Annotated in this window: 12 protein-coding genes; 5 read left to right on the top strand and 7 right to left on the bottom strand. The window is 71.9% G+C overall.

Annotated features, from left to right (window positions below):
* The coding region (locus VFO68_RS20970; protein ID WP_325160045.1) for an amidase family protein at positions 1–472 on the top strand (472 nt) is incomplete at its 5' end.
* On the opposite strand, the gene VFO68_RS20965 is transcribed toward VFO68_RS20970, so the two are convergent.
* Positions 463–924, bottom strand: coding sequence for a group II truncated hemoglobin (locus VFO68_RS20965; RefSeq protein ID WP_325160044.1), 462 nt, complete (start codon positions 922–924; stop codon positions 463–465). The two genes, VFO68_RS20970 and VFO68_RS20965, sit on opposite strands and share 10 nt — an antisense overlap.
* A gap of 65 nt (positions 925–989) precedes the next feature.
* Between VFO68_RS20965 and VFO68_RS20960 the strand changes: the two genes are divergently transcribed.
* Positions 990–2,378: a class II 3-deoxy-7-phosphoheptulonate synthase gene (locus tag VFO68_RS20960; protein ID WP_325160043.1), complete on the top strand. Its 1,389-nt coding sequence runs from the start codon at positions 990–992 to the stop codon at positions 2,376–2,378.
* Positions 2,379–2,509: 131 nt separating this feature from the next.
* Here the strand turns inward: VFO68_RS20960 and VFO68_RS20955 are convergent, their stop codons facing one another.
* The 3 genes from VFO68_RS20955 to VFO68_RS20945 all read right to left on the bottom strand — a co-directional run bounded on the left by VFO68_RS20955 (position 2,510) and on the right by VFO68_RS20945 (position 6,394).
* Entirely contained in the window at positions 2,510–4,027 is a 1,518-nt protein-coding gene (locus tag VFO68_RS20955; RefSeq protein ID WP_325160042.1) for an SPFH domain-containing protein, read from the bottom strand.
* 14 nt (positions 4,028–4,041) lie between these two features.
* On the bottom strand, positions 4,042–4,248 hold the full coding sequence (locus VFO68_RS20950; protein WP_325160041.1) for a hypothetical protein: 207 nt from the start codon (positions 4,246–4,248) through the stop codon (positions 4,042–4,044).
* A 79-nt stretch (positions 4,249–4,327) separates the two neighbouring features.
* On the bottom strand, positions 4,328–6,394 hold the full coding sequence (locus VFO68_RS20945; protein ID WP_325160040.1) for a Stk1 family PASTA domain-containing Ser/Thr kinase: 2,067 nt from the start codon (positions 6,392–6,394) through the stop codon (positions 4,328–4,330).
* A gap of 116 nt (positions 6,395–6,510) precedes the next feature.
* On the opposite strand from VFO68_RS20945, the gene VFO68_RS20940 reads away from it, so the two are divergent.
* On the top strand, positions 6,511–6,876 hold the full coding sequence (locus VFO68_RS20940) for an Rv2175c family DNA-binding protein (protein WP_325160039.1): 366 nt from the start codon (positions 6,511–6,513) through the stop codon (positions 6,874–6,876).
* A gap of 143 nt (positions 6,877–7,019) precedes the next feature.
* Here VFO68_RS20940 and VFO68_RS20935 read toward each other — a convergent pair whose 3' ends face one another.
* On the bottom strand, positions 7,020–8,423 hold the full coding sequence (locus VFO68_RS20935; RefSeq protein WP_325160038.1) for a hypothetical protein: 1,404 nt from the start codon (positions 8,421–8,423) through the stop codon (positions 7,020–7,022).
* A 120-nt stretch (positions 8,424–8,543) separates the two neighbouring features.
* Positions 8,544–9,647, bottom strand: coding sequence for a polyprenyl synthetase family protein (locus tag VFO68_RS20930; RefSeq protein WP_325160037.1), 1,104 nt, complete (start codon positions 9,645–9,647; stop codon positions 8,544–8,546).
* Between the two features lie 62 nt (positions 9,648–9,709).
* Here VFO68_RS20930 and VFO68_RS20925 point away from each other — a divergent pair, with 62 nt between their 5' ends.
* Positions 9,710–10,594: a methylenetetrahydrofolate reductase gene (locus tag VFO68_RS20925; RefSeq protein ID WP_325160036.1), complete on the top strand. Its 885-nt coding sequence runs from the start codon at positions 9,710–9,712 to the stop codon at positions 10,592–10,594.
* Here VFO68_RS20925 and VFO68_RS20920 read toward each other — a convergent pair.
* Complete coding sequence (locus VFO68_RS20920) at positions 10,566–11,282, bottom strand: DUF3153 domain-containing protein (RefSeq protein ID WP_325160035.1); 717 nt, start codon at positions 11,280–11,282, stop codon at positions 10,566–10,568. The genes VFO68_RS20925 and VFO68_RS20920 overlap by 29 nt on opposite strands.
* A gap of 93 nt (positions 11,283–11,375) precedes the next feature.
* On the opposite strand from VFO68_RS20920, the gene VFO68_RS20915 reads away from it, so the two are divergent.
* A partial coding sequence (locus tag VFO68_RS20915) for a DUF885 family protein (protein ID WP_325160034.1) occupies positions 11,376–11,635 on the top strand: 260 nt, incomplete at its 3' end.

The following is an 11,635-nucleotide window of genomic DNA, read 5'->3' as shown; positions in this document are numbered from 1 at the left end:
CTACCTGCGCGGGGTGGCCGACGACGTGGCCGCGCTGCCGCACCCGGACTGGCTGGAGCCGCGCACCCGCAAGATCGCCCGGGTCGGCCGGCGGATCCCGGACAAGACCCTGAACCGGGCCCGCGCCGCCGAGGCCGGGCTGCACGAACGGATGCTGGCCTTCTTCGCCGACGTCGACGTGGTGCTGCAACCCGGCTGGACCGCGCGGCAGCCGAGGGTCGGCCGCTTCCACGGTAGCGGGGCGACCAGCACGCTCGCCGGCGTGTCCATGGGCATCCCGTACTTCCCGACCTGGAACGTGCTCGGCTATCCGGCAGCGGCGCTGCCGGCCGGCTGGGACGGCGCGGGTCTGCCGATCGGCGTGCAGTTGATCGGCCCGGCCGGCGCCGAGCGGCGGCTGCTGTCCCTGTCCGGCCAGTACGAGCGGGCGCACCCGTGGAGCAGCCGGCGGCCGGAGCCGGTCTACGGCTGACCCGGCTGGTAGGGCGGCAGGATCCAGTCCCAGCTGGGCATCGGCCCGGGGCCGGGCGGCTCGACGCCGGGCGCGGAGAGCACCACGGCCATCCGGGAGCCCCATTCCAGGTAGCCGACGAACGCGGCGCGGAACTCCGGGTCGGCCGGCACCCCGATCTCGTCGGCGGTCTCCAGCAGCAACTCCACCCAGCGGTGCCGCTGCCGCTCGGTGATCGCGCGACCCAGGTGCCGGCCGGCCATGTGCTGGTGCCCGCCGCGCCGCGCCGAGTACTCGGCCGGGCCGCCGAACACCTCGCCCAGCCAGGCCGCGACGTGCGCGGGGTGCTCGGGACTCATCCCGGCGAACACGGGGGCGAGCACCTCATCCTCGCGGACCCGTGCGTAGAACGTGTCGAGCAGCTTGCGGATGGCCGGCGCGCCGCCCATCCAGTCGTAGAGCGTGGGAGTCACCCGTCCCATAGAACCAGGTCCGGCCCGAGGATTGGCTTGGCTCGGCGGCCTTCTAGTCTGGTTTCGTGAACTGGACCGTGGACGTCCCGGTAGACACGCTTCCTGAGCTTCCGCCGTTGCCGCCGTCGCTGCGCGCCCGGCTGGACGACGCGCTGGCCCGGCCGGCGGCGCAGCAACCCGACTGGCCGGATCCCGCCCAGGTGCGCCAGGTCCGCACGCTGCTGGAGAGCGTCCCGCCGGTCACCGTGCCGCCGGAGATCGACCGGATGCGGGAGCGGCTGGCCGAGGTGGCCCGCGGTGAGGCGTTCATGCTGCAGGGCGGGGACTGCGCCGAGACCTTCGCCGACAACACCGAGCCGCACATCCGGGGCAACATCCGGACGCTGCTGCAGATGGCGGTGGTGCTGACCTACGGGGCCAGCGTGCCGGTGCTCAAGGTCGCGCGGTTCGCCGGGCAGTACGCCAAGCCGCGCTCGAACACCACCGACCATCTCGGGTTGCCGGTGTACCGCGGCGACATCATCAACTCGCTGGTGGCCACGCCCGAGGCGCGGGTGCCCGACCCCGGCCGGATGATCCGCGCCTACGCCAACGCCGGCGCGGCGATGAACCTGTTGCGCGCGTTGACCGCCGCCGGCATGGCCGACCTGAGAAACCTGCACGACTGGAACAAGGACTTCGTGCGCACCTCGCCGGCGGGCGAGCGGTACGAGGCGCTGGCCACCGAGATCGACCGCGGGCTGCGGTTCATGGCCGCGTGCGGGGTGCAGGACAACACCCTGCACAGCACGGAGATCTTCGCCAGCCATGAGGCGCTGCTGCTCGACTACGAGCGGGCCATGCTGCGCCTGGACACCACCGGCGACGAGGCGAAGCTCTACGACCTGTCCGCGCACTTCCTGTGGGTGGGGGAGCGCACCCGCCAACTCGACGGCGCCCACCTCGCCTTCGCCGAGCTACTGGCCAACCCGATCGGGGTGAAGATCGGCCCGACCACCACCCCCGGCCAGGCGGTGGAGTACGTCAAGCGGCTCGACCCGCACCAGGTTCCCGGCCGGCTGACCCTGATCAGCCGGATGGGCAACGGGAAGGTGCGCGAGGTGTTGCCGCCGATCATCGAGGAGGTCACCGCCTCCGGCCACAAGGTGATCTGGCAGTGCGACCCCATGCACGGCAACACGCACGAGTCCTCCACCGGCTACAAGACCCGGCACTTCGACCGCATCGTCGACGAGGTGCAAGGGTTCTTCGAGGTGCACCGCCGGTTGGGCACCCACCCCGGCGGCATCCACATCGAGCTCACCGGCGAAGACGTCACCGAATGCCTCGGCGGCGCCCAGGAGATCTCCGACGCCGACCTGCACGGCCGCTACGAGACCGCCTGCGACCCCCGCCTCAACACCCAGCAGTCCCTGGAACTCGCCTTCCTCGTAGCCGAAATGCTCCGCTCCTAACCAGCACCTCCCCCAGAGGACCGCGACGGAACCGCACCTCAGGGGACCGTGACGGCACCCAGCCACAATCACCCCACAACCGCACCATTCCCCGGTACGCGACAACCGCACAAAAAATCCGGAGAGGCGGCTCAGTCGAGTTTCTTGATCTCGCTGCTGGTGAGGGCGGTGTCGAAGGAGCCCGAGCCGTTCGGTTTGGGTTGGGTGGACTCGGTGGGCTTCATGGCGTCCATGAGTTGGCGGGCGAGGCCCAGGCCGGTGCCGCCGAGGGTGAGGGCTTTGGCGAACATGTCGGTCACGCCGTCGGCGCCGTTGAGGACGACCATGTGGTCGACGTTGCTGAAGGCCCGGGCGCCGGCTGCGACGATCTCCGGCCATTGTTCGGCGAGTTGCTGGGCGACCACGGCTTCCTGGTTCTCGGCGAGGGCCGTCGCTCGCGCCTGGATCGCCTCGGCTTCGGCGAGCCCCTTCGCTTTGGCGGCTTCGGCTTCGGCGAGCCCTTTCGCCCTGGTGGCCTCGGCTTCCGCCAGGCCGCGGGCCTTGGCGGCGGCGGCCTCGCCCTCGCCGGTCGCCCTGGTCGCGGACGCGCTGGCCTCACCGCGGGCCTTGGTGGCCTGCGCTTCGGCCTCGGCCGCGGTCTTGACCTTGGTGGCGTCGGCGGCGGCGCGCAGTTCGGTTTCCCGGGCCTCCGCCTGGGCCCGGGCGATCTGGGCGTCCCGGGCGGCGTCGGCGAGCGTCCTCGTCTCGTAGGCCTTCGCGTCGGCGGGCTTGCGCACCTGGGACTGGAGTCGCTGCTCGGCCAGGTCGGCTTCCAGTTCGGCGGCCCTGGTCTCCTGGACCACGACCTCCTGGCGCGCGGTGGCCTGGGCCAGCGGCCCGGACTGGCTGGCCTTCGCCCGGGCCTGGTCGACCTCGGCCTGGAAGCCGGCCTGCTGAATCTCGCTCGCCCGTACCGCGGCGGCCTTCCGCGCATTGGCCTCCTGCTCGGCCTCGGTCGCCTCCTGGTCGCGCTGGGCCTCGGCGACCCGGGCGGCCGCCGCCACCGCCGCGGCGTGCGGCTTGCCGATGTTGAGGATGTAGCCGGACTCGTCGTCGATCTCCTGAATCTGCAACGAGTCCACGACCAGCCCGAGCTTGATCATCTCGTTGGCGGACGAACTGCGCACCTCGCCGGTCAGCGCGTCCCGGTTGTGGATCATCTCCTCGATCGTCAGACCGCCCACAATGGACCGCAGATGCCCGGAGAACAGTTCGTGGATGGTGCCGTTCATGCCGCCCTGCTGGTCGAGGAAACGCCGGGCGGCGTTGGCGATCGAGACGAAGTCGTCGCCCACCTTGTAGATCACCACGGCGCGCACTGTCACCGGCAGGCCCTGCTTGCTCACGCACGCCACCTGCAGGTTGGTCGCCCGGGTGTCCAGGCTGAGCCGGCGCGCGGTCTGGAAGCCCGGGATGACCAGCACCCCGCGACCAGTGATGATCTTGAACCCCATGCTGTCCGCGGTCTGGTCGCGGTGCACCCGCGCCCCCAACCCGGAGATGATCAGTGACTCGTTCGGCTCCGCCACCTTGTAGAGCGTCCGCAGCAACAGAAACAGCAGCACGATGCCGCCGACCGCGATCAACGCGATGATCAGGCTTGATGACATTGGTCGCACTCCCCTCAGACCAGCGGTTGCCAGCGCTGGACGTAGACCGTGCGCGGCTGCTCGAAGTCCACGACCAGAACCTGGGTTCCCGTCTCGATGCGCTCGTCCGGGTCGACCGGATATGCGTAGAAGGCCTCGACCCCGCCGCGCACGCTCAGCAGCACCTCACCGACCAGCCCTGGGCCGACCGTGCCAGTGACCCGGCCCCGAGCGCCGATCATGAGCCTCCTTGCGCGCCGTCCACCCGAACGCGCAGAGCATATGTCCCCGGTGTGCTCCGGCGGGAGCCTTTGCACACCGCTACGGCAACGACCAGATCAACACCCGGGCGCCGGGCTCGACCCGGCCGCCCTCGGTGGGCACCTGGGCGAACACCCGGCTGTCCGCGTTGCCCGAGCCGAACCGGACGTCCAGTTGCAGGCCGAGCGCCTCGAGTTTCTGCTTGGCCTGCGCCACGTTGCCGTCGGTGACGTTCGGCACGGTCACCGCGCTGGACAGCACGACGCCGATCCGTCTGCTGTCGGTGGGCTTCAGTTCGGTGCCGGCCCCCGGCTTGGTCTTCACCACCTGCTTGCCGTCCACGTCGCGGCTGAACTCCGGCTTGTCGTCGAACGGCTCGAAGCCCGCCTCGGTCAGAACCTGGAACGCCTCGTCCCGGGTCTTGCCGCGCACGTCCGGCACCGGCTTGGGCGCTGGACCCCTACTCGTGATGATCGTGACGACGGCCCGGGTGTTGAGCCGGGTGCCGGGATCCGGAGAGAGCCGGACCACCGCGCCGGCGGGCACCGTGTCGCTGAACTCGGCCCGTCCGTCGTCGGGCTGCGGGCTGAGCAGGGCACCGCGGATCGCCGCGCTCGCCTCCTCGACCGACACGCCCGGCTCGACCTCCGGCACCTGGGGCAGACCCGAGGAGACGAGCAGCCTGACCGGGTCGCCGCGTAAGACGTTCGCCCCGTCGCCCGGCTCGGTCCGGATCACCTTGCCGGCCTCGACGGTGTCGTCGGGTGTGGGGACGACCTGCGGGTCCACCCCGGCCTCGGCCAGCGCCCGCTTCGCGCTCGTCTCGTCCTGACCGGCCACGGCCGGCACGGACGCCCACCGCCCGGCGGTGAACCACCAGGTGCCGGTGCCGACCAGGGCCAGGACCAGGACGCCGATCAGGCTCAGTAACAGGGTGCGCTTCTGCCGGTTCATCGGTTGGCGGGGCGGGCGCGGTGCGGCCGGAACCGGAAGCGGGGACGGGGGCGGGGGAGTGCCGTACGGCGGACTCGGCGGCGCGGGCGGCATCGCCGGCGGTAAGTCGGTGCGCAGCATGGCCCGGGTGCCGCGCGGACCCATCGCCTGGAAGCCCGGCGCGGGACGCACCACGGTGGCCGTGCTCACCGGGACCAGCGTCGCCGCCGCGGCGGGGTCGCGCCACAGGTCCACCGGCGCCGGTAAGTCCAGGCCCAGGGCGCGGACCCGGTCCTCGGCGGAGACCGGCACGGTCAGGTCCACTTGGTGGTGCCGCGGCGCCGGAACCGGAACCCTCGGCACCGGCGCGGCGGCGCGGACCCGCTCCAGGTCGATCAGGAACGCCCCGGCGTCGCCCGGCCGTCCGGCCGGATCCCGGCGGGTGGCCCGCAGCACCAACTCGTCCAGCGCGGCCAGACCGGTGCCCGGCGCCGGCACGTCGTCGTTCACGTGCCGGTAGGCGATGGACAGCGGGTTGTCCCCGACGTAGGGCGGGGCTCCGGTGAGCATCTCGTAGAGCACGACCCCGGCCGAGTACACGTCGCCGCGCGCGGTCGCGGTGCCCGTCGTGACCTGCTCGGGCGAGAGGTAGGCGACCGTGCCGAGGATCACGCTGCTGCTCGTGGTGCGCACCCCGGCGATCGCCCGGACCAGCCCGAAGTCGCCGACCTTGACCGCGCCGTTCGCGCCGATCAGCACGTTCTCCGGCTTCACGTCCCGGTGCACCAGCCCGGCCTGGTGCGCGGCGGCGAGCGCGGCCAGCATCGGCTCCATGATCGAGATGGCCAGCGGGACGTCCAGCGCCCCGCGCTCGTCGAGCAGGTCGCGCAGCGTGCCGCCGGCCACCAACTCCATGACCAGGAACACGTGATCGCCGTCGAGCCCCTGGTCGTGCACGGCCACCACGTTCGGATGGTGGATCTTGGCGGCCGAGCGGGCCTCGAGCTCGAACCGGTCGACGAAGGTCCGGTCCGCGGCGAACCGCGGATCCATCACCTTGATCGCGACCGGCCGGTCCAGCCGGGTGTCCAGCCCGCGGTAGACCGAGGACATCCCGCCGCGGGCGAGCAGCGCGTCCACCCGGTACCGCTGCTCGAGCAGGGCACCGGACAGGTCGACTTCGCGGTCCGCCACGATCGTCGATGGTACGGAGCCGGCGGCGGACGCGGGGCCGACCCGTCGATTTGTTCCCCTCGACCCGCCGTATCAACGGTGTTCAGTGTTCGCACCGGGTGTGGCATCGTGTCCCCGTGAGTCCGATTCCGTCCGCGCAGGACAGTCTCGATCCGGACGTGGAGGTCCTGGCGCTGCCGGAAGCCGCGCAGCGGCTCGGCCTGCCGGTCACCCGGGTTCAGCAGGCGCTGCGGGACCATCACCTACTCGCCGTGCGCCGCTCCGGGGAACTGGTCGTTCCCGCGGTGTTCCTCACCGACGACGGCGCCATCGTCAAGGGCCTGCCCGGGACCATCACCGTGCTCACCGACTCCGGGTTCTCCCCGGACGAGATCCTGCGTTGGCTGTTCACCGCCGACGACACGCTGCCCGGCACCCCCATCGAGGCCTTGCGCACCAACCGCGGCACCGAGGTCAAACGCCGCGCCCAGGCCCTCGCCTAGGTAGCCACGTGTCCTGCGGAAGTCCGGACCGGATCGACAGCTACCTCAGGGGACTGTGACGTCACCCAGCCACAATCCACCCGCAACCCGGACCATCCGCCGGAACACGACAACCGCATAAAAATCCGGAGAGGCGGGACAGCTCAGCGCTTGCAGCTGACCCACTGGCCGCCGGGACAGCCGCCCTGCTCGGCCTGGAACTTGTCGACCAGGGCCTTCTCCAGCGCGTAGGCCGCGCCGGCCGAGTCGGTCGCGGTCACCAGGTCGAACGTGCACACCGCGCCGTTGGTCGACAGGCAGGTGCGCAGCTGCTGGCCCGCGTGGTCCTCCCAGTACTTGGTGCCGACCACCCCGTACTTCCACACCTTGCCGCCGTAGGAGATCGCGTAGACGTAGTGGCTGCCCTCGGTCTTGCGGTTGTTCGGGTCGGCGGCCTTCGCCGCGGCCTGCCGGTTGACCTGCTCCAGGTCGGGCGCGTCGGCCAGCACCAGCGGCGCCCAGGTCGCGCCGTAGGGGTGGGTGCCGACCACCGAGTGCGCGCGCTGCCAGAAGCTCACCCACTCCGGCGAGCTGAGCGTGCAGGTGGCCGAGCTGGGCGCGCCCGGCGCGACCGGTCCGACCTCGACCTCGCAGGCGCCGAGCGGGGTGTTGTCCCCGGTCCAGTCGGCCTTCACGTGCACCCGGACCGGCACCTTGGCGGTGTTGGTGAACTCCACGATCAGCGAGCAGCTGGCATCGCCGCAGGCCTCGAACCGGTGCGCGCCCTGCTGCACCGTGGTCAGCGCGTCCACCGCGCCGGTGAGCTGACCGGCCTGGGTGGCCAGGTCGGTGTAGAAGCCGGCGCTGTTGGCCGAGGAGTCCGCCACGTCCATCACCAGGTCGCTGACCCGGGTGTTGTCGGTGTTGCCGAACTTGGACAGGGTGATCTTGGTGATGCCGTGCGGTTGCTGCGCCGACAGGAACAGCACGCCCGCGGTCATCGGCACCTGGACCACCGTGACGCCGTTCTCGGTCGACCGCGGCCGCTCGGCGAGCGGGCCGTCGGCGCCGCCGGTGAGCTGCTTGGCCAGGTTCTGGCTCAGCGCGTCCGGCAGGAACATCTCGCCGAACTCCACCCCGAGCAGCACCGAGGGCAGCTTGACCCACCGGTCGGCGATGGCGGTGCCCTTGCCCTCCCCGTCGGCCAGACCGCGCAGCGCCGCCCAGAACGGCGCCCCGGCCTTGAGGTAGAGCGTCTTGTTCAGCACCAGGATGTTGGCCTGGGCGTTGTCCATGGTGATCGTGCCGAGGACCTCGCCGGTGGCCGAGACGGTCACGTCGAAGGCGAGCTTCTCGTCGTCGGCCGAGGTGAGGTTGCCCTTGTAGCGCACCGCGCCGGCCTCGCCGAAGTTCAGCAGCGCCTGGTTGATCGACTCTCCGGCGGTCAACGGCGGGATCGACGCGGGCGCCGGCCGCCCGGCGATCGCGTTGCTGCAGGCCGTGCCGAACAGGACCACCACCGCGAGCACGGCGACCAGCCGTGCCCACCCCCGCCCGGCCCGAACCATCCTCGCTCCTGCCCTGCCGCCGTGCCGATCATCGAGTGTGCGGCACCGTGAACCCCACGATTGCAGTATTCCGTGCTCCGTGCGGAGCGGACGAGCCCCAATTGGTATCAAGATAGGTCGTCACCGGTCTCGGCTGGTGGCCGCCACGGCCAGCCCGGCGAGCCGGCTCGCGGCCGGCTCGGCCAGCCGGGCCTGGGCCAGCGCGGCCACGGCCGACTCGGTCAGCGCCTCGATGCGCTGCTCCACCGCGGCGACCGCGCCGACGTCCAGGAGCACCGCCCGGATCCGGTCGATCGACTCCGCGTCCAGCCGGGGGTCACCGAGCGATGTGCGCAACATCTCGGCGTCGGCGGGCCGCCCGTCCCGCTCGGCCAGTTCCAGACCGAGCGCGACCAGCAGCGTCCGCTTGCCCTCGCGCAGGTCGTCCCCGGCCGGTTTGCCGGTGGTCCGGGTGTCCCCGAACACCCCGAGCAGGTCGTCGCGCAGCTGGAAGGCCACCCCCACGTCGGCCCCGAACCGGCGCACCTCGGCGATCGTCTCCGGGGCCGCGCCGGCCAGCGCCGCGCCCAGGTGCAGCGGCCGCTCCACGGTGTACGCCGCGGTCTTCATCCGGGCCACGGCCAGCGCCGCCGCGGCGGACTCGTCGCCGGTGGCCTGGACCAGCACGTCCAGGTACTGCCCGGCCAGCACCTCCGCGCGCATCGCCTGCCACGCCTCCCGGCCGCGGTGCAGCGCGTCGAACGCCAGGCCGCAGCCGGTGAACATGTCCTCGGACCAGGCCAGCGCCAGGTCGCCGACCAGGATCGCGACGGCCATCCCGAACCGGTCCGGTTCGCCCAGCCAGCCCTTGGCCCGGTGCGTCTCGGCGAACGCCACGTGCACGGTCGGCGACCCGCGCCGCACCGCCGAGGCGTCCATCAGGTCGTCGTGCACCAGGGCACATGCCTGCAGCAGCTCCAGGGAGCTGACCGCGCGCAGTACCGCCCTGGCCCGCTCGCCGTCCGCCGCGCCGCCCGCACCCCGCCACCCCCACCAGGCGAACGTCGGCCGGATCCGCTTGCCCCCGCCGAGCACGAACCCGCTCAGCGCGTCGACCGCGTCGGCGACGGCGGGGGCGCGCTCGACCAGCTCGGCCCGGCGCCCGTCCAGGTAGCTGGCCAGGGCATCCTCGACACTGGCCGGCACGGCGTCGTCGATGCCGGACGGTTGCGGGGGTGGCGGCATTGGCCCATCGTGCGTGATGACGGCGGTAACCGCGGCGGCGGGGCTCCATTACTGTGGTGGGCATGACCGTTGTGGACCGGCTGCGCCGCGACCGGCCCGTGTTCTCCGTCGAGTTCATGCCACCGCGCGACGACGAGGACGAGCTGCGGCTGTGGAACTCGATCCGCTCGCTGGAGGGGCTCGACCCCGCCTTCGTGTCGGTGACCTACGGCGCAGGCGGCTCCGGCCGGGACCGCACGATCCGAACCACCGGTCGGGTGGCCCGGGAGACCACGCTCACCACGATGGCGCACCTGACCGCGGTCGAGCACTCGATCGCCGAGCTGCGCAACGTGATCGGCTGGTATGCCGCGCTGGGTGTGCGCAACATCCTGGCGTTGCGCGGCGACCCGCCGGGTGACCCGATGGGCACCTGGGTCCGGCATCCGCAGGGCCTGGCCTACGCCGACGAACTGGTCCGGCTGGTCCGCTCGCTCGGGGACTTCTGCGTGGGGGTGGCCGCGTTCCCGTACGGCCATCCGCGCTCGGGCGACCTGGAGACCGACACCGACCATCTGGTGCGCAAGCTGCGGGCCGGCGCCGACTTCGCCATCGCCCAGCTGTTCTTCGAGGCGGAGGACTTCCTGCGGCTGCGGGACCGGGTGGCCGCGCGCGGCTGCGACGCGCTGCTGCTGCCCGGGATCATGCCGCTCACCACCCCGCGGGTGCTGGCCAAGAGCGTCGAGCTCTCCGGCGCCGCCGTCCCCCCGGCGCTCGCCACCCGGCTCGACCCGCTCGCCGACAACCCGGCCGCGTTCCGCGCCGAGGGCATGAACGTGGTCACCGAACTCTGCGAGCGGCTCCTCGCCGAAGGCGTCCCGGCGCTGCACTTCTACACGTTCAACCGCGCCAAGGCGACCATGGAGGTCGTCGAGCGCCTCAACCTCGTGCCGAGTCGTACCAGCTGACCGAGGTCGCCTGGGCCTGTTCGGCGGCGAACTGTTTGCGGCCGCGGCGGTGCACGAACAGGGCCAGCAGGACCACGATGGCCGCGACGCCGACGGCGGCTCCGCCGACGATCAGGGCCCACTTGATCCACGAGCCGCCGGAGGTGTCGGTGTACTCGGCGGTCACGTCGAACTCGGTGACCGCGCCCGGCTTGGGCTGCCAGGTGACCGTGCCCTGCTCGTCCTTGATCCCGTTCGTCCGGTTGATCGAGCCCGGGAACGCCATCTTGACCTGCACGTCGGCCTTCTCCGCCGGCAACTGGGTGAGGTCGATCGAGCCGGACATCGACACCAGGTCGCCGGAGCGGCGGAAGCTCAGCCGGTACTGCTTGCCCGAGGCGATCCCCTCGGACAGCGTCGTCACGTCGGCGAACCGCAGGTCCTTGAACGTCACCTTCTGCCCGACGTAGCCGTCCGCCGCGTACTTCTCCATCTGCACCCGGTCGGTCAGCTCCGGCGGGACGGTCAGCGCCGGACCGGGATCGCCGTCCCGGGTGGGCAGTGCGGCGATGATCATCGTGCCGGACACGAGATCGTCCTGCGAGACCGCGAGCGCGACGTGGATTCGCATGCACCCGCTCAGCGAGACCATGGCCAGCAGCGCCAGCAGCACGAGGGCCAGCAGCCGGGAGCGGGGAGTCGGACGCACGGCGACATCCTGCCAGCACCCACGCCGGCAACCGGCACCACGGCCGGGTAAAACCTCCACCGGCCGATGATCGATGCCGGTACCGTGCCAGCCATGGCGTCTGTGCATGCGATCAGTGACCGGTACGTGGCCGACTACGTGGCGCTGGATCCGATCACCGCGACGTTCCAGGGCATCGCCGGCTACGACGACGTGCTGACCGACTTCTCGCCGGACGGGCACGCGGCCAGGGCCGAGGTGGGCCGCACGGCGCTGCGGGAGATGGCCGGCGCCGAGCCGGGCGACGAGGCCGAGCGCATCGCCAAGGCCGTGTTCTGCGAACGGATCGGGCTCGACCTCGAGATGCACGACGC

The sequence above is a fragment of the Actinophytocola sp. genome (assembly GCF_035712165.1).
Taxonomy (GTDB): Bacteria; Actinomycetota; Actinomycetes; order Mycobacteriales; family Pseudonocardiaceae; genus DASYTH01.
The sequence above is the reverse complement of the archived record's forward strand: the minus strand, read 5'-3'. Positions and strand labels throughout refer to the sequence as shown.

Bases quoted from the DNA above. Each gene is read 5' to 3' on its own strand.
- VFO68_RS20950 (WP_325160041.1), bottom strand. From the start codon at position 4,248: ATGATCGGCGCTCGGGGCCGGGTCACTGGCACGGTCGGCCCAGGGCTG.
- VFO68_RS20955 (WP_325160042.1), bottom strand. From the start codon at position 4,027: ATGTCATCAAGCCTGATCATCGCGTTGATCGCGGTCGGCGGCATCGTG.
- VFO68_RS20925 (WP_325160036.1), top strand. From the start codon at position 9,710: ATGACCGTTGTGGACCGGCTGCGCCGCGACCGGCCCGTGTTCTCCGTC.
- VFO68_RS20930 (WP_325160037.1), bottom strand. From the start codon at position 9,647: ATGCCGCCACCCCCGCAACCGTCCGGCATCGACGACGCCGTGCCGGCC.
- VFO68_RS20935 (WP_325160038.1), bottom strand. From the start codon at position 8,423: ATGGTTCGGGCCGGGCGGGGGTGGGCACGGCTGGTCGCCGTGCTCGCG.